At 58.6% G+C, this 23,492-nt stretch carries 22 protein-coding genes and 1 tRNA gene; 7 read left to right on the top strand and 16 right to left on the bottom strand.

Annotation, left to right across the window (positions count from 1 at the left end):
- Positions 1-17 precede the first annotated feature (17 nt).
- Positions 18-1,562, bottom strand: coding sequence for a helicase HerA-like domain-containing protein (locus ACZ1HH_RS06030; RefSeq protein ID WP_472636140.1), 1,545 nt, complete (start codon positions 1,560-1,562; stop codon positions 18-20).
- A 593-nt stretch (positions 1,563-2,155) separates the two neighbouring features.
- Here ACZ1HH_RS06030 and ACZ1HH_RS06025 point away from each other — a divergent pair.
- Complete coding sequence (locus tag ACZ1HH_RS06025; protein ID WP_011538561.1) at positions 2,156-2,791, top strand: invasion associated locus B family protein; 636 nt, start codon at positions 2,156-2,158, stop codon at positions 2,789-2,791.
- A gap of 140 nt (positions 2,792-2,931) precedes the next feature.
- Here ACZ1HH_RS06025 and ACZ1HH_RS06020 read toward each other — a convergent pair whose 3' ends face one another.
- Genes ACZ1HH_RS06020 through ACZ1HH_RS06005 form a run of 4 tightly spaced genes read right to left on the bottom strand, consistent with a single transcriptional unit; the run spans position 2,932 to position 7,217 of the window.
- A complete protein-coding gene (locus tag ACZ1HH_RS06020; protein WP_011538560.1) occupies positions 2,932-4,140 on the bottom strand; it encodes a beta-ketoacyl-[acyl-carrier-protein] synthase family protein in 1,209 nt (402 codons plus the stop codon).
- Between the two features lie 34 nt (positions 4,141-4,174).
- Entirely contained in the window at positions 4,175-4,432 is a 258-nt protein-coding gene (locus tag ACZ1HH_RS06015; protein WP_472636139.1) for an acyl carrier protein, read from the bottom strand.
- A gap of 51 nt (positions 4,433-4,483) precedes the next feature.
- Entirely contained in the window at positions 4,484-5,557 is a 1,074-nt protein-coding gene (gene lpxD, locus ACZ1HH_RS06010; RefSeq protein WP_472636138.1) for a UDP-3-O-(3-hydroxymyristoyl)glucosamine N-acyltransferase, read from the bottom strand.
- Between the two features lie 37 nt (positions 5,558-5,594).
- Positions 5,595-7,217, bottom strand: a complete 1,623-nt coding sequence (locus ACZ1HH_RS06005; RefSeq protein WP_487320426.1) for a L,D-transpeptidase family protein — start codon at positions 7,215-7,217, stop codon at positions 5,595-5,597.
- A 355-nt stretch (positions 7,218-7,572) separates the two neighbouring features.
- Here ACZ1HH_RS06005 and mepK point away from each other — a divergent pair, with 355 nt between their 5' ends.
- The 4 genes from mepK to ACZ1HH_RS05985 all read left to right on the top strand — a co-directional run bounded on the left by mepK (position 7,573) and on the right by ACZ1HH_RS05985 (position 11,513).
- Positions 7,573-8,139, top strand: coding sequence for a peptidoglycan L,D-endopeptidase MepK (gene mepK / locus ACZ1HH_RS06000; protein ID WP_416368368.1), 567 nt, complete (start codon positions 7,573-7,575; stop codon positions 8,137-8,139).
- Between the two features lie 238 nt (positions 8,140-8,377).
- Positions 8,378-8,454: transfer RNA gene (locus ACZ1HH_RS05995), tRNA-Arg, on the top strand.
- Positions 8,455-8,752: 298 nt separating this feature from the next.
- On the top strand, positions 8,753-11,062 hold the full coding sequence (locus tag ACZ1HH_RS05990) for a sensor histidine kinase (protein WP_472636137.1): 2,310 nt from the start codon (positions 8,753-8,755) through the stop codon (positions 11,060-11,062).
- A complete protein-coding gene (locus ACZ1HH_RS05985; RefSeq protein ID WP_011538554.1) occupies positions 11,052-11,513 on the top strand; it encodes a response regulator in 462 nt (153 codons plus the stop codon). The genes ACZ1HH_RS05990 and ACZ1HH_RS05985 overlap by 11 nt, the downstream gene beginning before the upstream one ends.
- Before the next feature lie 387 nt (positions 11,514-11,900).
- Here ACZ1HH_RS05985 and ACZ1HH_RS05980 read toward each other — a convergent pair whose 3' ends face one another.
- Entirely contained in the window at positions 11,901-12,089 is a 189-nt protein-coding gene (locus ACZ1HH_RS05980; protein WP_044026729.1) for a hypothetical protein, read from the bottom strand.
- 70 nt (positions 12,090-12,159) lie between these two features.
- Entirely contained in the window at positions 12,160-12,927 is a 768-nt protein-coding gene (locus ACZ1HH_RS05975; RefSeq protein WP_472636136.1) for an enoyl-CoA hydratase/isomerase family protein, read from the bottom strand.
- 528 nt (positions 12,928-13,455) lie between these two features.
- On the opposite strand from ACZ1HH_RS05975, the gene ACZ1HH_RS05970 reads away from it, so the two are divergent.
- Positions 13,456-14,211 (top strand): helix-turn-helix transcriptional regulator, encoded by a 756-nt coding sequence (locus ACZ1HH_RS05970; protein ID WP_011538551.1) that lies wholly within the window; start codon positions 13,456-13,458, stop codon positions 14,209-14,211.
- Positions 14,212-14,664: 453 nt separating this feature from the next.
- On the opposite strand, the gene tsf is transcribed toward ACZ1HH_RS05970, so the two are convergent.
- The 5 genes from tsf to ACZ1HH_RS05945 all read right to left on the bottom strand — a co-directional run bounded on the left by tsf (position 14,665) and on the right by ACZ1HH_RS05945 (position 18,469).
- Entirely contained in the window at positions 14,665-15,540 is an 876-nt protein-coding gene (tsf, locus tag ACZ1HH_RS05965) for a translation elongation factor Ts (protein WP_416368365.1), read from the bottom strand.
- 80 nt (positions 15,541-15,620) lie between these two features.
- Positions 15,621-16,391: a 30S ribosomal protein S2 gene (gene rpsB / locus ACZ1HH_RS05960; RefSeq protein ID WP_011538549.1), complete on the bottom strand. Its 771-nt coding sequence runs from the start codon at positions 16,389-16,391 to the stop codon at positions 15,621-15,623.
- Positions 16,392-16,560: 169 nt separating this feature from the next.
- Positions 16,561-17,421, bottom strand: a complete 861-nt coding sequence (gene olsA / locus ACZ1HH_RS05955; protein WP_487320425.1) for a lyso-ornithine lipid O-acyltransferase — start codon at positions 17,419-17,421, stop codon at positions 16,561-16,563.
- The gene (gene olsB / locus ACZ1HH_RS05950) at positions 17,418-18,179 is read right to left on the bottom strand and encodes an L-ornithine N(alpha)-acyltransferase (protein WP_472636134.1); all 762 of its coding nucleotides are present in this window, start codon (positions 18,177-18,179) and stop codon (positions 17,418-17,420) included. Before olsB ends, olsA begins: the two co-directional genes overlap by 4 nt.
- A gap of 107 nt (positions 18,180-18,286) precedes the next feature.
- Positions 18,287-18,469 (bottom strand): DUF3553 domain-containing protein, encoded by a 183-nt coding sequence (locus ACZ1HH_RS05945; protein ID WP_011538546.1) that lies wholly within the window; start codon positions 18,467-18,469, stop codon positions 18,287-18,289.
- A 29-nt stretch (positions 18,470-18,498) separates the two neighbouring features.
- On the opposite strand from ACZ1HH_RS05945, the gene ACZ1HH_RS05940 reads away from it, so the two are divergent.
- On the top strand, positions 18,499-19,095 hold the full coding sequence (locus ACZ1HH_RS05940) for a histidine phosphotransferase family protein (RefSeq protein WP_472636133.1): 597 nt from the start codon (positions 18,499-18,501) through the stop codon (positions 19,093-19,095).
- Between the two features lie 85 nt (positions 19,096-19,180).
- Here the strand turns inward: ACZ1HH_RS05940 and ACZ1HH_RS05935 are convergent, their stop codons facing one another.
- The 4 genes from ACZ1HH_RS05935 to ACZ1HH_RS05920 all read right to left on the bottom strand — a co-directional run bounded on the left by ACZ1HH_RS05935 (position 19,181) and on the right by ACZ1HH_RS05920 (position 23,389).
- The gene (locus ACZ1HH_RS05935; protein WP_472636132.1) at positions 19,181-20,446 is read right to left on the bottom strand and encodes a glutamate-5-semialdehyde dehydrogenase; all 1,266 of its coding nucleotides are present in this window, start codon (positions 20,444-20,446) and stop codon (positions 19,181-19,183) included.
- A 91-nt stretch (positions 20,447-20,537) separates the two neighbouring features.
- Positions 20,538-21,644, bottom strand: a complete 1,107-nt coding sequence (proB, locus tag ACZ1HH_RS05930; RefSeq protein WP_472636131.1) for a glutamate 5-kinase — start codon at positions 21,642-21,644, stop codon at positions 20,538-20,540.
- Positions 21,632-22,678: a GTPase ObgE gene (gene obgE / locus ACZ1HH_RS05925; RefSeq protein ID WP_011538542.1), complete on the bottom strand. Its 1,047-nt coding sequence runs from the start codon at positions 22,676-22,678 to the stop codon at positions 21,632-21,634. The genes proB and obgE overlap by 13 nt, the downstream gene beginning before the upstream one ends.
- A gap of 174 nt (positions 22,679-22,852) precedes the next feature.
- Positions 22,853-23,389, bottom strand: a complete 537-nt coding sequence (locus ACZ1HH_RS05920) for a GNAT family N-acetyltransferase (RefSeq protein ID WP_011538541.1) — start codon at positions 23,387-23,389, stop codon at positions 22,853-22,855.
- Between the last annotated feature and the right edge of the window lie 103 nt (positions 23,390-23,492).

Below are 23,492 nucleotides of genomic sequence, written 5' to 3'. Positions count from 1 at the left end.
TTCCGGCTCTTTTTACATCAGCGCCCCTTGAAGAGCCCGCCCAGAATCCCGCGAACGATGCGCCGCCCGGTGGTGCCTTTCAGTTCTTTGATCACCGCCTCGGACATGGCGGAGGCAATAGTGTCACCGCCGCCGATCCGGCGCGAGGTGGACCGCCCCACACGACTGCCGCTATAACGCCGCGCGGCGCTGAACTCACGCACCACCGGATCAGGCGCTGTTTCAGCTTGCGCCTCGGCGTCTGCCGCTTCTCTCGAGGCTTTGTCCGCCCGCTCTTTCAGGATTTCATAGGCTGAATGGCGATCAACAGACTTGTCATATTTTCCCGCCATATCAGACGCTTGCATTACACTCCTGCGGAACTCTTCGGTGATCGGTCCAAGCTGGCTCGAGGGCGGGCGAATAAGCGTCCGCTCCACAACGCCCGGTACGGCCTTTTTCTCAAGCATGGAGGTCACGGCCTCGCCGACGCCGACCTCACGGATGGCGTCTTCGGTCGAAAAACGCGGGTTTGCACGATAGGTTTCTGCGGCAAGCTTCAGCTTCTTCTGATCCCGCGCCGTAAACGCACGCAGCGCATGTTGAATGCGATTGCCCAACTGCCCCAGAATATCCTCAGGAATGTCGTCCGGAGACTGGGTGACAAAATAGATCCCAACCCCCTTGGAGCGGATCAGCCGTGCGACCTGTTCCACCTTGTCGATGAGGGCTTTGGGTGCGTCTTCAAACAGGAGATGCGCCTCGTCGAAAAAGAACACCAGCTTGGGCTTTTCCGGATCTCCGACTTCAGGAAGGCTCTCGAACAGCTCGCTCAATAGCCACAGCAAGAACGTCGCGTAAAGCTTTGGAGACGCCATCAATTTATCCGCGGCCAGAATGTTCACCATGCCCCGACCCGCAGCATCAAAGCGCATCAGATCCTCAAGATCCAAGGCCGGCTCGCCAAAGATCTGCGCCCCGCCCTGGTTCTCCAGAACCAGCAGGCGGCGCTGGATGGCGCCGATCGAAGCGGTGGAGACATTGCCGTAACGCAGGGACAGGCTTTCGCGGTTCTCGCCGACCCAGACCAACAGCGCTTGTAGATCCTTGAGGTCCAGCAGCGGAAGCCCCTGCTCATCCGCAAGCCGGAAGGCAATGTTAAGGATGCCCTCCTGTGCTTCGCTGAGTTCCAGCAGACGCGACAGCAGCAAAGGCCCCATTTCGGCAACCGTGGTCCGGATCGGATGGCCCTGTTGTGCAAAGAGATCCCAGAAGGTGACGGGCGTGTCGTGATAGGAAAAAGAGGTAAATCCAATTTTTTGCGCTCTTTTCACGAAAGGTGCATGCAACTCCGCCGTTTCGCTGCCTGCGCGCGCCAGTCCCGACAGGTCTCCTTTGACATCCGCCAAGATGACCGGCACGCCCTCATTCGAGAAACTCTCGGCAAGAATTTGAAGTGTAACGGTTTTACCGGTTCCCGTTGCGCCTGCAATCAGACCGTGCCGGTTGGCATATTTCAACGTGAGGTATTGTGGATCGCCATATACGTCCCCTCCGCCACCGACGAATATTTCTTCTGCCATGCCCGTGTATCTCCCCAAATTGCGCCCGGATCAAAATACAATGTTAACCTTTATGTGCCAGCGTGAAGATGCCCGTTGGCTCGAATGCGGTTGAGTCATCGGACATTTCCTCCCTGTCAGACTGGCCGTGCCTCGCGCACGGCCTTTTTTTATCTCGCTCTCTGCCTCATCGCCGAAACCTTCGCCAGACTGCAGCCAGCTTGTCATATTTTCACAGTAACTGGACCGTAAAACGCCGCGCAGCAGTCTGGGATCATTTTTTTTCTATTCCATGTTGACCGATGGCGATTTCGCTCGTAACGTTCTGAATAATAACTAAGTCGGCCAGTCCGACGGGGAGATGTAGACGCAAAAAGGGGGCTTCGGCCCCCTTTTTTCGGTGCACCCGTATACAGTGTGTTCGCCCTCGCCCGACCAATCCCACAAAACACGCCCTTGCCAGGTCAGACGCGATGACGGCGGCCGATCAAGACGCAACTCAGCTGCAAATCGGCGGAAATCAGGGATATGTTTGGGCCCGCCCGCTTATTCGCCTGACACTCATGGGATAGCGTGGTAAACGGCGAGGACAGATTCAAACAGAAGAGGCATTTATGTTGAAATCCCTCAGCTCCGTCTCTCTCGCACTTCTTCTTGCGGCGTCGCCGCTGGTGGCGCAAGAGACGACAGATCAGGACACCGCCGATCAAACCGCAGAGGAAAGCGCAGACGCCCCTACGGCTTCTGCAGATCAACTGCTCGATCTGGGAACCCCTGCGGAGGCTGCGCTTCAGGTTGGTCAGCGATATTCCAAAGAAAAATTTGGCGATTGGGATCTGGCCTGTGTCCGGACCCAGTCCGGCGATGATCCGTGCTCGTTGTTGCAGGTTCTCCTCGACGAAGAAGGTGGCCCGGTCGCCGAAGTCTCCCTCTTTCGCATTGAACAGACCGGTGGGCAGGCTGTGGCAGGCGCAACCGTGATTGCACCGCTTGAAACCCTGCTGCCTGCAGGCCTGACCGTCTCCGTCGATGGGGCTCCGGGCAAGCGCTATAACTTCTCCTTCTGCAACACCGCTGGCTGCATCGCGCAGATCGGCCTTACAGAAGCCGATATCAACGCGTTCAAACAAGGTAGCCAGGCCATCTTCAGCCTGCGCCCGGCGCCAGCACCGGACACCACCGTCTCCGTGCCGATGTCGCTCAAAGGCTTTACCGCAGGCTATAACGCCGTCGACGTTGTCCAGCAGTAAGCCTCTGGCCTAACAACAAAAAGCCCCGCCTGACATATCAATCAGGCGGGGCTTTTTAATGTCTGGTCGATATGAGGTCTGGCGGGTTTGAGCCCCGGCAGAAGATTACTGTGCGCTCGGACAGGTCTCAGCCCTGACCGTCAGACCCGACGCAGCGCTAGCACAGCGTTGAGGCCGCCAAAGGCAAAGGCATTTGACAAGGCCACGTCTACCTTGGCCTCTCGCGCCTCATTGGGCACCACGTCCAGCGCGCATTCAGGGTCGGCCTCTTCATAGCCGATGGTCGGCGCGATCACCCCGTCGCGCAACGCCATGATGCAGGCCAAAAGCTCTACCGCGCCCGTCCCACCAATAAGGTGACCATGCATGGATTTTGTTGACGAAATCATGAGGTTATCAGCATGCGGCCCAAAGACATCCGCAACAGCTGCGCATTCGGTCTTGTCATTGGCGGCGGTGCCGGTCCCATGCGCGTTGATATACCCCACGTCGCTGGCGTTGATCTGAGCATCCCTGAGCGCGCCCGAGATTGCACGCGCCGCGCCCTGTTTGCTGGGCATCACAATGTCGGCCGCATCCGAGCTCATGGCGTAGCCGATCACTTCGCACAGGATCTCCGCGCCGCGGGCCTTGGCGTGTTCATATTCCTCAAACACAAAGATCCCAGCACCCTCGCCCTGCACCATGCCATTGCGGTTGGCACTGAAGGGGCGGCAGGCGTCCTTGGACATCACGCGCAGTCCTTCCCACGCCTTCACCCCGCCGAAGCAGAGCATCGATTCAGACCCACCCGTGACCATGGCGGGACTCATGCCGCTGCGCACCATCTGAAAGGCCTGCGCCATCGCATGATTTGAGGACGCACAGGCGGTAGAAACCGTAAAGCTCGGCCCCTTGAGGTTGTATTCCATCGACACATGGCTGGCAGCGGCGTTGTTCATAAGTTTCGGAACAACAAAAGGATGCACGCGATTCTTGCCATCCTCGTAGACCGATCGGTAGTTGTCATCCCAGGTCGAGACACCACCACCTGCCGTTCCCAGCACGACCCCGGACCGCGCAGCCAAGTCGCCGGTGAACTCGAGACCGGATTGACGGATCGCCTCAGAGGCCGCCACCAAGGTGAACTGCGTGAACCGATCATAGAGCACCATCTGCTGGCGATTGAAGCGACCTTCTGCTTCGAAGTTCTGGACTTGCCCGCCTATCTTAATCGCAAGACGATCAACATCGCGAAAGTCCAACTCGCCAATTCCGCAACGCCCTTCACGCATGGACTCCAAGGTTTCGGCGACCGAATGCCCCAGCGCGTTGATGGTCCCGGCGCCGGTAATCACAACCCGTTTCATCGCAAATCCTCTTGTCCGATGGCGCTCTGGGCGGTTAGCCCTTTTCAGCGATCAGCTTGTCAATCCCGGCCACAATGGCTGCGACATTTGAAATATCGAAATCGCTCTGCTCGGGTTCATTCGCGTTAAACGGGATCGAGATGTCAAACTCCTCCTCGATCGCAAAGATGCTTTCGACCAGTCCGAGGCTGTCAATGCCAAGATCTTCCAGCGTGCTGTCGAGAGAAACATCCGTAGGTTCCAACACCGCCTGCTCTGCGATGATTGCGATGACCTTGTCCTGCGTGCTCATAGGGCGGCTCCTGCGGGAGATAAGATTGCCTGTGGTTTACTGACTGCGCCGCTATTTGAAAACAGCCTTTTTCAACGCATCGAGATCGCGCATCAGGCGCGGCAAACGGCGCTGGGCTTTGTACATCTCTGTGTGGGTGTCCATCTTGACCGCAGGATAGCCCATCATCACTCGCCCGGCCGGAACATTCGAGAGGATTTTGGTGCCTCCTCCCGCAATCACGCGGTCACCGATAAAGAGGTTGTCGGCGACGCCACATTGCCCGCCAAGGACAACGTTGTTGCCAATATCGACCGAACCAGAGAGGCCAGTCTGGCCGCAGAGCAGGCAATCATTGCCGATGCTGCAGTTGTGGCCTACATGCACCTGATTGTCGAGCTTGGTTCCATTGCCGATCACAGTGTCCCGAATGGTGCCATTGTCGATGGTGCAGTTTGCGCCGATCTCTACATCGTCGCCGATCCGCACCGAGCCGAGCGAATGAATCCGAACCCAGGACTGGGCGGAGGTGTCGCCCTGATCTCCAAGCGTTTTTCGGGCATTCTCGACGCCAGAGGTCTCGGGCGTCACATAGGAAAACCCATCCGCAGCAATCCGCGCGCCTGGCTGGGCGCGAAACCGCGCACCAATGGTGACGCGCGCACCAATCGACACCATTTCCCGCAGGGTGGCCTCTGGACCAATTGTGACATCCGCGCCGATGAAACAATGCGCCCCGATAAGCGACCCCGCCCCGATCTTGGCGTCCGGTCCAACCACGCAAAGAGGCCCAATCGTGACATCCGCGCCGATCTCGGCTGAGGGGTCGATGACGGCAGAAGGATGGATTCCCACAGCTAAGCGCTGACCTCGGTCCAGCATGCGGGTGACACCGCTCATGGCGAGTCGCGGTCGGACAACAAAAATCGCAGCGTCTAGACCCAGGGCCTGCCAGTCTGCGCCCTCCCAGACAAGGGCGGCGCGTGCATTGCCCTGTGTCAGGGCCTTGCCATATTGCGGCGACATCGCCATCGCGAGCGCCTCAGCGCCCGCATCCTGGGGCTCTGAGGCATGTGTGATCTTGAGGTCTAGATCACCCGCCGCCTGCGCGCCAAGTGCCGTGGCAATTTCACGAACGGTGAACATCAGGCCATCCCTCCAAATGCGGATCTTGGCCTGAGACTTAGCCTTGAACGCCGGGAAGTGCCACCCCTGCCCGCTCCAAAGCGGACCAGATCTTTGCGTCACGTCCGTAGACATCGCGGCGGAATTCGGCGCGGCCATCCTGCGACACAAAGGCGGTGCGATAGATCAGATGCACCGGCACCTTGGTTTCCAGCGGCACTTTGGTTTCCTTGCCGCTGTTCAGCACCCGGTGGAAGTAGTCCTTTGGGTTCTCCGTCTGAGGCGTCAAGAGTTCGTACGCAAATTCAAAGGGTTGATGCAGACGGACGCAGCCATGCGAGAAGGCGCGCACCTCGCGGCCAAAGAGATGCTTTTGCGGGGTGTCATGCAGGTAGATGTTGTATTTGTTCGGGAACATGAACTTGACCAGACCAAGCGCATTGCGGCTGCTCGGAGGCTGGCGCATGGCAAACGGAAAGCTGCGCGCGGTGAACTGGCTAAAGTCCACGTTGTTTCGATTGACCACCCGACCCCGATTATCGGTGATCTCGATATAGCTGTGGGCGTTGGGGTTATTCTTGAGTTTGGGCAGATATTCCTTGGTGATGATCGAGCGCGGGACATACCAGCTCGGGTTGATCACCATATGATCCATCTCGTCCGAGAACTCGGGCGTGCGGCGGTCGCTTTTGGTGCTGCCGATCACAGAGCGCGTCTCAAAGGAGATTTCACCCTCATCCATGATCTTGGCCGAGAAATCCGTGAGATTCACAAGGATATGACGCAGGCCGCGCTCAGGGGTGAGCCAGCGTTCGCGCTCCATGGCGACCAGAACCGACTTGATCCGATCCGAAACCGGGCGGTTCAGCTCCTTGAGTGTGCCCTCGCCTGCGACGCCATCGACTTCGAGGCCATGTTCAGACTGGAACCGGCGTACGGCGTCCTCAACATCAAGGTCATAGCTGCGTGTCGCCGTGGGCGCCAGGTAGCCCATAGACACCAGCCTGTTGCGCAGGGCAAGCACGCTCTGGCCCGTGTCGCCCGGCTCGATCTTGCGCACGGGAACGGTTGCGCCCCAGCCGCCAGCCTGCAGCAGCGCCTCAAGCCGCATCTTCTCGCGCAGCAGTGCACGATATTGAGAGGAGGTCGGAACAAGATCCTGCAGGAAGGCTGCCGGGCGATCGGTCGCAATCCCCTCGAGGAAACGCGTCGCATCCACCTTGTGCTTTTCCCGCACGATGCCTTCATCAATGCGGACGGGCGTGTCGATCAGACCGGTCTGCAAGTCCGTTGCGTAGTCCACCAGGGCCCGGCTCAGAGCAACCTCGACCGCGCCAAGATCGCGGGTGGAACGGACGTTGCGCATCTGTTCAACGAGGTCCGCCGCCCGCGCCGACATATCAGGCAGCCCATGCATGGAGGCCTCTTCGAGCGCCTGCATCAGGGCACGGCGCCGCGCCGTCGCCTCTGGTGTGTCTGCGGTCCAAAGGGGGGCGTATTGGTTTTGACGGTAATAGCTGGAGACCGCCTCGTCCTCCCACGCCATCTCGGCAACCGCTTGGCGAAACCCGGTGCTCGCCGCCTCGGCCTTTTCAGCAAAAAGCAGGGTCGTCCCCAGAACGGCGGCAAAAATTCCACCAGTGACGAACGAAGCAAATTTCGGGGCGCGAGCCAGCGGCATTGTTGAAAAACTCCAGTATGTAACGCAGACGTCCAGTTAGACTGTATCCGAGTGTTGGTAAACGAGACCCTTGCAAGTCCACTCACATTTGCTTCACCGGCACCCGAAGGCGGCGCAGTGATGCTTTGAAACCCCAATTGACGCAGAAACGCGCATCGCATGAGGGGGAAAATAGCTCACTCCCTCCCCTTTTGCGCAAATTTTTGCCGAAAAAACGCCCCTCTGTCTTAATCAATCATTCATCAGTTGGCAGTCGATTCTCGCTGTGCCATACAGTTCTCGCGCGAAATAGCGCAAATTTCCCGAAACTTCGGGACGTGTGAAAACAAAAGCGTATGGGACAACGCTCATCACGATGACAGAAAAAACTACCGGGTTATCCCGTCGAGCACTCCTAAAGGCATTTGCGGCCACAACAGTCGCAGCAGCCCCAACCTACTCACAGGCAGCCGGCTTCCTCCGTGGAGGTGGCGACATCCGCCGCATTCGTATGTACTCCGGTCGCACAGGCGAGCGCTTGGACATGATCTATTGGATCGATGGCAAGTACATCAAGGACGCGGTGAAAGAGATCAATCACTTCATGCGCGACTGGCGCAATGATCAGGTCAAGGCGATCGACCTGCGCACGATTGACATCATGGCGGCCTCGTCGAACCTTCTTGAAGTGAACGAACCCTACCTGCTGCTCTCCGGCTACCGGAGCCCGCAGACCAATGCGATGCTGCGCAGCCGCTCGCGTGGTGTGGCCAAGAACTCGCTTCACATGAAGGGTCAGGCTGCAGACCTGCGTCTGTCTACCCGTACCGTCAGCCAGATGGCGCAAGCCGCTCAGGCCTGCAAAGCGGGTGGCGTCGGGCGCTACTATGGCTCGAACTTCGTACACATGGACTGCGGCGTGGTCCGTAGCTGGCGCGGCTAACAGCGCCCCATCCGATTGCAATCGGAGCCTCGCTGCACGCGCAGCGTGGTCCTGAACCTGTGTCAGGCATGATAGGGCCCGCCCAAGCCCTCGCCTAGCCTGCGCTCTGTTCGCGGCAGATTTTTTTGCATGCGCTGCGGAACTCATTGATCATTCACTGGAAATTCAATGAATGATCAGAGACGGTGATTTTTCGATTGCAGTGGTTTTCACAGCCGCGTATATCGCGCAGACAGACGCACCTGTAGCTCAGCTGGATAGAGCGCTGCCCTCCGAAGGCAGAGGCCAGAGGTTCGAATCCTCTCAGGTGCGCCATTTCCCCTTTATCCCAAGAGAGTTGCTTTTCGCAGATCGTGCATGTTCGCATGCATCAACTCTACTCTCGCGCGCCTGACAATCCCAAGGCACCGTCGCACAAGGCGCAAAACGCAACCGATCCTGTCCGCGGGCTCTTTGGTGAAGGCTTCCCCGAAGACCACATAAAGCGTTACAATAGCGCAATATCGTCCTTTGCGCCTGCTGTGTTAACCTTTGCTTGACCACTCCTGCGCAGGCTTTCCAATGCAAGCCTCAATGAGATGTCTTGCGCGCCGCTCACATAGGTTCTCGGACATTGACCAGCTCCGCCAGAAAGTCGATCAGCGCAAAGGTGCGCAAAATTGCCGTGATCGTGGCCGTTGCAGCGGTGACGTCCCTCACCTTGGCCAGCGCCTTGGTCACCCGAAACCTTGAATTGCAGCATGCCAACATTCTAACACGGGAAACGGCCGACAAAATCAGCCGCGCGAGTGCGGATGCCACCGCGGCCATCATTACCGACGCCGAAATCCTTGCGAATATGCCCCCGGTCGCTGCATTGATCAGGGCGCATTACAATAATGGGATCGACCCAGTGAGTGGCGATTCCACCGAGGAATGGAAAGAACGGCTGACAACGATTTTCTCCTCGTTTCACGCGCTTCGCCCGAATTACCTGCAAATCCGCTTTGTCGGCTTTGCGGACAACGCTCAGGAGATCCTGCGTGTTGACAAAGTCGGGGAACGGATAGAGCGGGTTCCTGATGATCGGCTCCAGCAAAAGGGAAACGAACCCTATGTCGAGGCTGCGCGGACTGTTCCCATCGGTCAGGCAGTACCGCTGCCTCCCTCCTACAACCGCGAAAATGGCATCATCCAGGAACCCAAAACCCTGATGTATCGGGTGCTTGTGCCCGTGTTGGAACCGGCAGGCTACAAATTCGAGGGTCATAGATTTGGCTTTATCGTTATCAACGTCGACCTGTTGAAACATAACCAAGTCGCGTACAAGCCGCTCAATCTGGCATCAAGTTTCGTCATACATAACTCCAAGGGGAGCAGCTACGTCTGGGATGCAGAGGCGCAATCGGGACAGTATCACGGCGGCACGGTTGTTGGATTGCCAGAAATCGTGCGCACCGACCTATCCCGGGCCAATGCAGAGCAGCCGCTCCGGCTCGTGAACGAGGGCGCGGAATACATCACCCTCAAGCTCGAGAGCGTGAGCTCAGCCACACACAGCGTATTTCTCACACTGATCAAGGAGCGGCATTTCTTTTCCAATATACTGCCGTTCAGCACACTCAATCTCATCGTCTTGGGGCTTTTGCTCATTTTCTGCAGCTACGCCTTTGCGAGACGCGGCATTGAAACGGCACTGGCGCCAATGCAAACCATGCGCGGCAGTATTCTCGCATCAGCAGAAACCGGGCAGGATCCCGTTCTCCCCATCCATCTCGAGGATGAGGTCGGCGATCTCGCGCAATCCTTCAAAGGTCTGATCACCCGCCTGCGCAGCCAGGAATCCGACGCTCGCCAAGTCTTTGACGGCACCACCGATGGAATGGTTTTGGTCACCTCCAATGGCCTGATCCAGCAGTCCAACGCGGCCTTTGGTGCATTGTTTGGCCCGGTCGTCATGGGGGAGAGCACCCTAACGGACTACTTCGCCTCAGGGGACGCCCAGGCGATTGAGGCCAAAGTCAAACTTCTGGCTTCCGGCAACGCCGGAAAACATTTTGCGGAGGCCGTATTATGCCGCGGCAAAAGAGACGCAAAAGATGGCAGCTCGAACTGGTTCGAAGTTACCCTCGCCCTGCTCAGGGAGGCCGAGCAAAAACTGGCGCTGGTGGTGATCCGGGACGTGACGGAACGCGAGGCGATGTCGAAATCTCAAAAGGACCTGATCGAGCAGCTCAACCGGTCCAACAAGGATCTCGAGGAATTTGCATATGTGGCCTCGCATGATCTGAAAGCCCCGCTGAGAGCAGTCTCTCACGCCGCAACCTGGCTTGAGGAGGATCTCGAGGAGCATCTTACAGAGGAAACCACAGAGCATCTTCACTACATGAAATCCCGCATCCTGCGGATGTCTGGCTTGCTGGACGATCTGCTTGCGCACTCCAAGATCGGGACAAGGGATTTTGATCCAAAATCCAACATCATGTCCGGTTTGGATCTGTCGCATAACATTGCCGATCTTTGCGGCTCCGGCCAGGATACTCAGCTCGAGTTTTCGCAGGACTTCCTTGCTGCGCAGATGAACCAGATGCCGTTGCAGGTCGTTTTGCTCAATCTGGTGTCCAATGCCTTCAAGCACAATGACAAGGCACAGGGCCATGTTCTCGTGGCGCTCAAGGATCAAGGCGATCACTTCGAGATTTCAGTCAAGGACAATGGCCCCGGCATTCACCCGAAATTCCAGGAGGCTATCTTTGGCCTGTTCCGCACCCTGAAATCCAAGGACGAAGTCGAGGGCAGCGGGATGGGTCTCGCTTTTGTCGCCAAGCACCTCGCGGTCCTTGGTCAGTCGATCAAAGTGATTTCAGAAGGCGATGGCAACGGTGCAGAGTTCGTTTTCACCTGGCCAAAACCAAATTTGGAGGAGGTACAAAATGTTGCATGAAAACGCGATGGAGGGTTTGCAGAAGGCAAATATCCTTCTCGTTGAGGACGATGATTTTGAGGCAAAGGCCGTGCGCCGCGCATTTCACAAAGCCCGCATCAAGAACGAAATCGTGCGCGCCGTGAACGGGGAAGAGGCTCTGGCCATCCTTGAGAACACACACCCGCATATTCACGTGCCGACGCCACTCATCGCACTCATCGACATCAATATGCCGAAAATGACCGGGCTCGAATTGGTTGAGATCATTCGATCAAAGCCTGCCTTGCAGAATTTAATCTGCTTCATGCTCACGACCTCCCGAGATCCCGGAGACATCCATCAGGCCTATAGCAGCCATGTGGCGGGCTATGTCGTCAAAGAAACCGCAGGCCAGGATTTCACACGGCTGCTCTCCCTTCTGGACGATTACTGGATCACCGTGGAACTGCCCGATACGCCCAGACACTGATACGGTGCGCGAATTTCGCGCGCTGACGGGTTGGCGGTTTAGCCGACGAAGGCGCCCCGTGACGGGGCCACTCGAAACGCTGCAGGAGCTTGCTACCTCGCCCCTCAGGCCGAGAAGCACGAGAGCACGAGAGCACGAGAGCACGAGAGCACGAGAGCACGATCACTCGACTGCTTGAGTAATCAAGTGAAGGCCCTTAGCCAACGGGTTGAACCGCTCGAATACGCACGCATTGCTATCGTGGCAAGCATCAACACGTATCCGACATAAAGGCTCCATTCCCCGGCTCTCGGATCGTTCAGTTCCGACCACGGCGCAGAGAATGTGCGGGGCGAACCTCAATCCTCTGCGGCGATGCATCTTTGGTAAAAGAACTACCTCCGCGCGCTAGGCGAGATCGCGCAGGGATTGCGCCATCAGCGCATAACCATCATAGGCATAGTCCTGATACATCTGCTCATACCAAGTTGCCCAGGCTTCGCGCTGTTCTTCCGGAAAGGTATCAGACCAGGTGCCTTTGCTCACCACGATCTGTCCGTCCTCGGCGCGGCGCACTTCGATCTTGTTCGCGATCATAACATCCCGCTCCAACCTATTGGTTTTGAGCCATGTTTAACCGCGCAGGTTCAAAAATCCAAGCACGCGCTCAGCTCGCGAGGCGCGACGTGCCAAAAGTGGGCTGCAATGCGGCGTCGAGGCGGGATTCGATCCTTTTGATTGTATCGGTCCGCAGATCGCGTTTGATCGCCGCATAAGCCTCCGCCGGCAGTTGCGCCATGCGTCGGGCCTCTTTCAGAGCGTAGCCGTGCAGATCCTCAAGGTCATCTGCCAAGACTTCGATGAACTGCGCGTTGCGGGCCGCAATCGGACCCAGGCGCTGTCCAGTGAGCATCAAGCGTCGCTGGGTGTTGGTATCAAGCGTCGCGCGGGCAATCTCCATCAAGGCGGCGGGATAGGCACGCCCCAACTGTACGTCGATCAGCTCAAATCCGGCCCGCGCGTGGGCGACCCGCAGATCGCTGGCCAAGACAAAAAACATGCCCGCCCCGGAGCTCAGGCCGACAGACGCAACGACAACAGGCTTGGGGAAGGAATAGAGCGCCAGAAATGCAGCGTTGAGGTCGCCTTCCAGCGCGCTGACATCCTTAAGTTCAGGATCTACGCCGGTAGAAAAATCCTTGAACGGGCTGGTCAACAGCACGGACCTCACGTCAGAATCAGAACGCATCTCATTGATTTCTTGCGCAAAATCCTTCAGAAAAGCTGACGTGAGCTGGTTTTGAGGCGCATGCCCCAACTGTAGCTCGACCACGCCGTCACCATGCAGCCGACGGTTGATCCATTCCTCGCGTTCCATAAGTCCCCCAAATTCAAATTCTTGGCACCGCAGATAATCCTGCAGCAAACCCACCATGATTGAGTCTGGAGAGGGAGGTTTGCTATTGTGTTACCAGCCTCAGCCGATCCACGCGCAATTCTAATCGTATTGGAACCATCACCCTGGTGGGCCGCATTGGCGCTTTGCGACCTCATCAGCAGAAGATTTCCTCCAAAGCGGCAACCCGCAGTTGAATGCCCGGTCATTTTGCGCAAGGTTTGTGCAAACACGTCTGGGGATCAGGGGGCTGCCTTTGCAAAACCAATGGGATGCCACGTCGCTTTAAATGACTGCGGCAAGACCGGCTTTCACGCAGGTGACACCCCATCACGCATCAGGTTTTCGCAACCTGAACCAACGGTTTGGGTCAACGGGGGCACCAAAAAGCGACATGAACACGCGCGATAAACTGAATTGGCAGAACGAACACGCAGCTGGCACCGCCACAGTCCGCTTTGATCCCGAGACGCCGCGAATTCATGATCGGCGTCTCTGGACCCCGCATGCACTATGCCTCAATGCACGAACAGTCCCGTGTCCCGCATGGAAGCTGGAGACTCAGACATGACCCTGTCTGAGTATTTGCAACAACTGACCCAGTTCAAAACCATCGAGGAGTTGTGGCGCGCGCATGTCCAACAAATGAGCCGCTATGGCTTTGATCGCCTGCTCTATGGCTACACGCTGTTCAAGACACGCACCTCGTTGGGGGATCCGGATGATTTTGTGATCCTGACCAACCATTGCCCAGAGTATCTGCAGGGCTTTCTTGCCGATGGGCTATACGCACATGCGCCGATGCTGACCTGGGCCTTGGAGAACGAGGGCCATGCAAGCTGGCGCGTGTCGCAGGAGATGGCCGCGCAGGGGCTCTTGGACAAACAGGCCCGCAAAGTGCAGGACTTCAATCAATCCATGGGGGTGCATGCCGGGTATACGATCAGCTTCAACTCCGCTTCAGAGCGCTTCAAGGGGGCGATCTCACTGGCGGCGCGCGCGGACCTCGATCAGGATGGAATCGATCAGATCTGGGCCGAGCATGGCGCGGACATCGTGTTGATGAACAATGTGGCGCATCTCAAGATTCTGACCCTGCCCTACCACGCACCGAAACGAGGCCTGACCAAGCGACAGCGCGAGGTGCTGCAATGGGTGGGCGACGGCAAAACCACTCAGGACATCGCGCTCCTGATGGGGCTGACGCCTGCGACGATCGAAAAGCACCTCCGTCTGGCGCGCGCGACACTGAGTGTTGAAACAACGGCCCAGGCGGTGCTGAAGGCGGCGTTGCACAATCAAATGTATGCGGTCGAGCATTAAAACGCAGCCCTCAAAGTGCATTGAAACGCCCAACACGGTGCCGGGAGTACCCGATAAATCGCTACATTTTCATGACGATTCCGTGTGACTTTCATGCAGTAAGCCCCTCAAATGGTATGGAAAAGCAGACTTTACGGAATCTTATCGGCGGCTCAGACTAAGGATGTTCCGTGAGTGGTGGCTTAGCCTGGGAACTTCAGGAAACGATCCCTGATATTACAAGGGCTCTCTGACCTGTCCGGCCTGTCAGCGTGTATTTTTCCGCGCTGATGGCCGGAGCTTCAGCTTACAACGCAGACACAATTCAGAACGCGCTCTTTCACTAGAAGCGGAATGCGCCAGAGCCTGCATCGATATCGCCAATACACCTGCCGAAAACGCGCAGATCAAATAGAAAACCCCCCGCAACCATAAGGTTACGGGGGTCTCTTCAACACTTATTCAGACGGGCAATCAGCCCTGAGCGGCCTTTGCCACTTCTGCTGCGAAGTCTTCTTTTTCGACTTCGATGCCTTCGCCAACCTCAACGCGGATGAAGCCGGTGACGGTTGCGCCTGCTTCTTTCGCTGCCGCTTCCACGGTCAGGTCGGGGTTCACCACGAACTGCTGGTTCAGCAGTGTGGATTCAGCAACGAATTTCTTCATGCGGCCTTCGATCATCTTCTCGATGACCTGCTCGGGCTTGCCGGACTCGCGCGCGATGTCGATCTGAACCTGACGCTCTTTTTCAACGATCGCCGGATCAAGGTCTGCCTCGGAGAGAGCCGCCGGGTTCACAGCTGCGATGTGCATCGCTACCTGCTTGCCGATCGCTTCGTCACCACCCGAGAGCGCAACGAGAACGCCGATTTTGCCCATGCCGTCGGTGGCAGCGTTGTGCACGTAGGACACAACGGTCTCACCTTCGAGCTTCGCCATGCGGCGCAGGGTCATGTTCTCGCCGATGGTCGCGATCTTGTCGGTCAGTGTGTTGGCAACAGTCTTGCCACCCAGATCTGCTTCGGCCAGAGCTTCGACAGAGTCCACGGACAGGGCTGCTTTGGCGATGCCAGCAACCATGGTCTGGAACTCGCCGTTTTTCGCGACGAAGTCGGTTTCGGAGTTCACCTCAACAGCAACACCTTTGCCGCCGTCGACGACAACTGCCACGAGACCTTCTGCGGCGGTACGGCCGGATTTCTTGGCCGCTTTGGCGAGGCCCTTGGTGCGCAGCCAGTCAACAGCGGCTTCCATGTCGCCGTCGTTTTCGACCAGTGCTTTTTTCGCGTCCATCATGCCTGCGCCGGTGGATTCGCGCAGTTCTTTCACCATTGCTGCAGTGATTGCCATCTTAGGCTCTCCTCAAGTCAAATGCGGTTTGGGGCAGGTCTACCCTGCCCCACATGTCAATTCGATGACACGCTGTCGGATCAGGCGCCGGCTGCTTCTTCAGCGACGGCTTCTTCGACAGGTGCCTCTTCCAGAGCACCGAGGTCAACACCGGCAGCGCCGAGCTGCGCGGACATGCCGTCCAGTGCTGCACGGGCAACCAGATCGCAGTAGAGCGAAATCGCGCGCGCCGCGTCATCGTTGCCGGGGATGATGTAGTCTACACCATCGGGCGAGCAGTTGGTATCGACAACAGCCACAACCGGGATACCCAGTTTGTTGGCTTCGGCGATTGCCAGCGCTTCTTTTTTCACGTCGATGACGAACAGCAGGTCCGGCACGCCGCCCATATCGCGGATACCGCCGAGGGACGCTTGCAGCTTCTCCTGGTCACGCTCCATGCCCAGACGCTCTTTCTTGGTCAGGCCTTCGGCGCCAGCAGCCATGCGCTCGTCGATCTCTTTCAGACGGTTGATCGACTGGGACACGGTTTTCCAGTTGGTCAGCGTGCCGCCGAGCCAACGGTGGTTCATGTAGTACTGCGCGGATTTCTCTGCGGCTTCGGCGATCGGCGCTGCGGCCTGACGCTTGGTGCCAACAAACAGAACGCGGCCGCCTTTGGCGACGGTGTCACGGATCGCGGTCAGAGCTTGGTCCAGCATCGGAACAGTCTGGGTGAGGTCCATGATGTGGATGCCGTTGCGCGCGCCGTAGATGAAGGGCGACATGCGCGGGTTCCAGCGCTGAGTCTGGTGACCAAAGTGAACGCCAGCTTCGAGCAGCTGACGCATGGTGAACTCGGGAAGAGCCATGCTATTCTTTCCTTTCCGGTTTTATCCTCAGCGGGGGTTCAGACAGGAATGTGTCCAACCGGCGGTCTGTCAGGGATGTCTCCCCTGAACAGGCCAAACCCCGCCTGCGGGTTCGATGGCGCGCGTATAAGGCAGGTTTTCCTGTTGCGCAAGCGCAAAAGCGCACGGCTCAGGGGTGATCTTTGGCTACCGCGTCGGCCACCAGAGGCAGCGCAGAGGCATGTCCGTCGCGCACCACTTCTTCGCAATAGGCCGCCAGCGCCTTGCGATCGGCAAAATCCGCCACCCGAACCGGCGTATGATACAGGATCTCCACCCCGCCCTGTGGCTGCGCCGCAAGCACTTTTAGAAGATGCGAGCCAAAGTCCATGTCGCCCCACCAGCCATAAAACCGGCGCTCGGCGCCTTTGGGGGCATCAAAGACGACAGAGACAGGCTGCACATGCATTTCCTCACGCAGATCTTCTTCAAAGAGGGAGGCAAACAGCGTGGTCTTGAACGGCAACACCCTCAGCCCGTCGGTAGAGGTGCCTTCGGGAAAAAACAACAGCTTGTGCCCGGCCTTGAGGCGTGCGGCAAACAGCGCCTTTTGCTCTTGGGCCTTGGCTCGGTTGCGTTCGATGAACACGGTCCCTGTCGCCCGCGCCAGCCAGCCGATGCCGGGCCAGCCCGCGACCTCGGACTTTGAAACAAAATAAATTCGCTTCTTGGCATTCAGCGCAAAAATGTCGAGCCAGGACGAATGGTTCGCCACCACAATCCCCGGTGCGCGCATGCTGCGGCCACGGGTGTGAAACCGCATGCCAAGAATGCGAAAGGCGTTGCGGCAGACAAACACGGTGATGAACGGCGTCAGCGGCCTCTGAACCCCAAAAAGCGGGCGCTCAATGAGGCGGACGATCAGCAACAGTGCCAGACAGCCAAATACAAGCACCGCGAGCGCACTGCCCCGTAGCACCACCATGCCCCAACCAAGCGCCGTGATCCGGGTCTTCTCGGGGGGCGTCTCGCTCTGCCAGCTGACACTCATGCAGAGGCGGTTCCGCGGGTATAGATGCTCTTCTGGCGCGCGTTCATGCGCGCGGTGTCGAGGATCAGACAGACATCCGTGGTGTTGAAATCATGATCCACATAAGCGCCGTCGCCAACAAACCCGCCAAGCCGCAGATATGCCTTGATGAGCGCAGGTGTCTTCAGCATCGCCTTGCGGCGGTCGATCTGATCTTCGGGCAATACATTCATTGGCTGATAAGCCCTTGAACAAACGCGTAATTCTTCGGGCGCGAGATGGTTTGCATGTAGCATGGACAGAGGTTGCGCCAGATCCATGGCATCAGTGCCATGAAAGGACGCCACCCCAAAGAGCACTTCGACTTCATGTTCGGCCACATAAGCCGCAAGCCCGTTCCAGAGGTGAAACATCGCCATGCCACCGCGATACTGCGCATGGAGGCAGGAGCGCCCCAACTCCAAAAGCTTGCGCCCCGAAGCCCGCAAGGGCGCAAGGTCATATTCATCCTCGGAGTAGAACCGCCCCAAACGCTCGGCCTGATCCCCTCGGAGCAACCGGTAGACGCCAACCACCTCGCCCGAGGTGTCGTCGCTCACCAGCATATGATCGAAATAAGGGTCGAACTGGTCGCGCTCCAGCCCGGCTTCGTGATCCACCAGAGCCCCGCTTCCGCCCAGCTCGCGCACAAAGACCTCGTAGCGCAGCGCCTGCGCGGCGCGTAGGTCCTCGTCGGTCTTTGCCATCCTCACGGAAAACTGTGGCGCGCCATCGTGCATGGTTCAGCTCTACCCTTGATTTGTCGCGGGCAATAGCCCATCGGCATATTCGTGCGCAAGAAATATGCACACTTGTCTATGATTGGTTAACCTTTCATAAACCGTTTTTACGGATCAAAGACAGGAACAAGGGCAATACGCGCGCCGTCAAAGACGACTTTGCCCTGGTCGGGAAAATTGACAGTGATCTTACCGCCCACGTTTGACTGTACCTGCCCCAGCCCCCAATCCGGGTGGTCGGGATGACGGACAAACATGCCGGGTGCCAGGATCGCATTCAGGTCATTCATCGCTTGGGTGGCCCTATTGGAGGAAAGTTATGAGTGTAGATAACGCCAATCTGGCCGCATTGGTAGGCTCACGCATATGTCACGACCTGATCAGCCCGGTGGGCGCGATCAACAACGGTCTGGAATTGCTCGGCATGTCCAATTCGCTCGAGGGGCCGGAGCTTGAACTGATTTCGGACAGTGTGAACAATGCCAACGCCCGCATTCGTTTCTTTCGTGTCGCTTTTGGCGCCGCTGGCGAACAAGAACTGGGCCGAATGGAAATCATGAGCGTTCTCAGCGACGTCAGCAAAGGCGGGCGGATCAAATACAACTGGTCGTCTCAGGACTCGGCTGCGCGCCGCGATGTACGAATGGCGTTTCTGGCGGGGCTCTGTCTCGAAAGCGCACTGCCCTACGGCGGCACTGTCCAGATCCTGCGCAGTACCGACGGCTGGACCGTCACCGGCGAAGGGCGCAAAATCAACGTGGACGAGACGCTCTGGTCTGGTCTGGTGGCAGACACCACACCTGCGGAAATCACGCCAGCACTGGTGCAATTTGCACTGCTGCCCGCCGCGGCCAACGAAGCCGGCTACACGCTGGCCTTCAACCAGACTGCGGAGAAGATCTCGATCAGCTTCTGATCATGTCGCCAGCCCTATGAAAAACGCCGCTGATCTCTCAGCGGCGTTTTTGCGTTTCAGCAAGGCGTCACATCCGTCACGCAGGTCAGGCGCGCACGGTGCCGTCACCGCGCACGAGATATTTGAAACTCGTCAGCTGCGTCGCCCCAACCGGTCCCCGCGCGTGCATCTTGCCCGTTGCAATGCCAATCTCTGCTCCCATGCCAAACTCGCCGCCATCGGCAAACTGGGTGGAGGCATTGTGCATCAGGATCGCGCTGTCGAGCTCAGAGAAAAACTGCGCCACGGCAGCGTCATTCTCGGTAATGATGCAATCGGTATGGGCCGAGTGATACGTGCGGATATGGGCAATTGCCTCGTCGATGCTTGCCACTTTTTTGGCGGCGATAATCGCGTCGAGATATTCCTTGCCCCAATCCTCGGACGTGGCGACCTGCATGCTATTAGGGCCGGGCAGCCCCTCTTCGGCATGGATTTCGACCCCACCCATGGCAAGCAGATCCAGCACATCCTTGCCGATGCTGTCGGCAATGTCCTCGTGGATCAGCAAACACTCCGCCGCGCCACAGATGCCGGTACGCCGGGTCTTGGCGTTCAAGACCACGTCGATTGCCTTTTTACGGTCGGCATCTTTGTCGAGGTAGATATGCACGATCCCCTCAAGGTGGGCAAAGACAGGCACCCGGGCCTCGCGCTGCACCAGCCCCACCAGCCCTTTGCCACCGCGCGGAACGATCACATCCACATACGCGGTCATCGTCAGGAGCTCCTGCACCGCCGCGCGATCGCGGGTCGGCACCAGTTGCACCGCATCCTCGGGCAGATCTGCGGCGCGCAATCCCGCCGCAAGACAGCCATGGATTGCCTGCGCGGAATGCAGGCTCTCAGAGCCGCCGCGCAGGATCACCGCGTTGCCGGATTTCAGACACAGCGCGCCTGCGTCTGCGGTAACATTGGGGCGGCTCTCATAGATCACACCAATGACACCCAGCGGCGTACGCACGCGCTGAATGCGCAGACCACTGGGCTGGGTCCATTCGTCCAGGACGGCGCCGACCGGGTCCGCCTGCGCTGCCACGGCGCGCAACCCGTCCACGATGCCCTGAATACGGGCTTCATCCAGCATCAAGCGATCCATCATCGCCGAGGACAAGCCCTTGTCGCGCCCGAACTCCAGGTCCTTGGCATTGGCGGCAATGATCTCGCCGCGCTGAGCCCAGACCGCATCGGCGGCCGCGTTGAGCGCCTGCTCCTTTTGCGCCGCCGAGGCTGTCGCAAGCTGTTGCGCAGCCGCTTTGGCGCGCTTGCCGATGTCTTCCATCAGCGCGGGAATATTTTCCAGATCTTTCATGTCTTTGCCCTTTTCTTCCCCAGGCGGGGTGCGAGCCATACCGCCACATCACGCGCCGGCAGGACGTCTTCTTAGCGCCAGAATGACAGGATCAAAGCGCCATGTCATCCCGGTGGATCAGGGCCGCACGTCCAGCATAGCCGAGGATCGCCTCGATCTCATCCGAACGATGTCCCTGAAGGGCGCGGGCTTCCTCGGCCGTGTAGCGGCTCAGCCCCTGCCCCAGCTTGCGGCCATCTGGGCCGAGGATGGCCAGCGGATCTCCGCGGCCAAAGTCACCCTCCACATGACGCACCCCTGCGGGCAGCAGACTGTTTCCGTTGTACAGCGCCTTGGCCGCACCTTCATCCACGGTGATCACGCCGCGGGTTTTCATCGCGGCGATCCAGCGTTTGCGCGCGACCTGCGGATCACCTTGGGCTGTGAACCACGTCGAAGCAGCCCCAGCCTCAAGTGCCGAAACCGGCGACATCACCGATCCTTCGGAGATTGCCATGGCGCAGCCCGCAGCGGTGGCCATCTTGGCCGCCAAGAGCTTGGTAATCATGCCACCCTTGGACAGCCCCGAGACCCCATCGCCCGCCATTGCCTCGATCTCGGGCGTGATCTGTTCGATACGGTCAAACCGTTTGGCGTCTGGATCAAGCGCAGGATTGGCGCTGTAGAACCCGTCCACATCCGACAACAGGATCAGCACATCGGCCCCCACCGTCACCGCGACCTGGGCCGCCAGACGGTCGTTGTCGCCATAGCGGATCTCGTCGGTGGCGATGGTATCGTTCTCATTGACGATGGGCACCGCGCCCAGACCGATCAAAGTCTCGAGCGTGGCGCGGGAATTGAGGTAACGGCGGCGGTTTTCGCTGTCCTCCAGCGTTACAAGCACCTGCGCCGTGGTGATCCCATGCGGCGCCAGGGCCTCCTCATAAGCGCGCGCAAGCCGGATCTGGCCCACAGCTGCGGCGGCCTGTGACTGTTCAAGCGGCAGATCCTTGCGCGGCAGGCCCAGGGCACCGCGCCCCAGCGCAATCGAGCCCGAGGACACGAGGATCACATCCTTGCCCTGTTTTTTCAGGCGGGCCACATCCTCTGCCAGCGACAGGAGCCACTCCTGCCGCAAGGCACTGCTGGTGCGATCCACCAAAAGGGCGGAGCCGATCTTGATGACGACGCGCCGCGCCGTGCTTAGGGCTGCCAAGGGGTGTCCTCCTCCTCGGACGCCTCCGCCTGTTTGATCCGAAGGCGGTCATCATCAATCTCGGCGCGCACCGCACGCAGGACCAGATCCAGACCTTCCCGGCTCACGCTCGACATCATCAGAACCGGCGCTCCCACCTCGGCCTCAAGCGCAGCACGCGCCTCGGCCCGTTCCTCGTCATCCAGCGCGTCAATCTTGTTGAGCGCGGTGACACGGGGCTTGCTCGCAAGCTCGCCGCCATAGGCTTCGAGTTCGTTGATGATTGTGCGGTAATCCTCGGCCACCGTTTCAGAGGTGCCATCAACCAGGTGGAGCAGCACAGCGCAGCGCTCCACATGGCCTAGGAAACGATCCCCAATGCCACGGCCTTCGTGCGCCCCCTCGATGAGGCCCGGAATATCCGCCATCACAAATTCGGTATTGTCGATGCCCACCACCCCGAGATTCGGGTGCAATGTGGTGAAAGGATAGTCGGCGATCTTGGGTCGCGCGTTGGAGGTCGACGACAGGAACGTCGATTTGCCCGCATTCGGCAGACCCAATAGACCCGCATCCGCAATCAGCTTCAGGCGCAGCCAGATGGTGCGTTCGACACCCTCCTGACCGGAATTCGCGCGCCGGGGCGCCTGGTTGGTGGAGGATTTGAAGTGCAGGTTGCCAAAGCCGCCATTGCCGCCTTTGGCCAGCAGCACGCGTTCGCCCACATGGGTCAGATCCGCCAGAACCGTCTCTTCGTCCTCATCGAGGATTTCGGTGCCCACAGGCACCCGCAGCACGATCTCGTCACCGTCCTTGCCGGAGCGCTGGCGCCCCATGCCGGACTGGCCGTTTTTGGCAAAGAAATGCTGCTGATAGCGAAAATCGATGAGCGTGTTGAGACCATCCACGGCCTCCGCCCAGACCGAGCCGCCCTTGCCGCCGTCACCGCCATCGGGGCCGCCGTATTCGATGAATTTTTCGCGCCGAAAACTGACGCAACCGTTCCCGCCGGCGCCGGAGCGAATATAGACCTTTGCCAGATCGAGGAATTTCATGAGTAGGCCTCTATGTTCGAGTTGGATCGCCAATACTTGAATTCAGGGGATGGCTCAACCCTGCGTCTTTGGATCTGAGGAGATCCCGTTCCATGCCCAAGCTGCGCAGCCCGGCATAAAAACGCGGACCCGCCCGGTGGCGCGCCCGCGATGATACCGCATGCTGCCTGTCGGTTACAGCTTTCGGCTGTAGGTCCATGTTGGGACATTGGCATCCCGTGCGACGCTGAAATCTTCTGCGTCACCAAGGTATTCAAAGCCGCAATGCGCCAGTACCCGCGCCGAGGCCGGGTTGTCCTGAAACACACTTGCAAACATGGTGGCATCGCCCAGAGGGTTCGCCTCGACCAGAAGTTGTACCGCCATCGACGCAAGGCCCGTGTTCCAGAACGCTGGTGCCACCCAATAGCCAACCTCGGACTGGTTGCGGTCCATGGACTTCAGCGAGATCACACCCATGAGTTCAGGATTGCCGTCCTTCGTGCCGTCCATCGCCCAGATGAACTCGCCCTGCTCTGCCTCGATGCCGCGTTTGACATAGGCTTCGGCTGCGCCGGGGGGATACGGATGCGGGATCGGCGCGGTCATCTTGGCGATGCGCGCATCTCCTGCGTAGTGTTCGATCAATCCCACATCCGACGGACGCAAGGGCCGCAGATCAAAACGATCCGCCTCGATGATGGCTTGCTGATCTGTCTGATCCAAACCCATAACGACGCTCCTCCTCAAGAAACTCTGACCTCGATAATACACTTGGCTTTCCGGGGCTTATCTCCTCTGCCCCGCGCCAAAGAGATGGGGAGTGCACAGGCTA

It is taken from the genome of Epibacterium sp. HA2-3, assembly GCF_055693725.2.
Note: the sequence above shows the minus strand (reverse complement) of the source record. Positions and strands in the feature narration are given on the sequence as shown.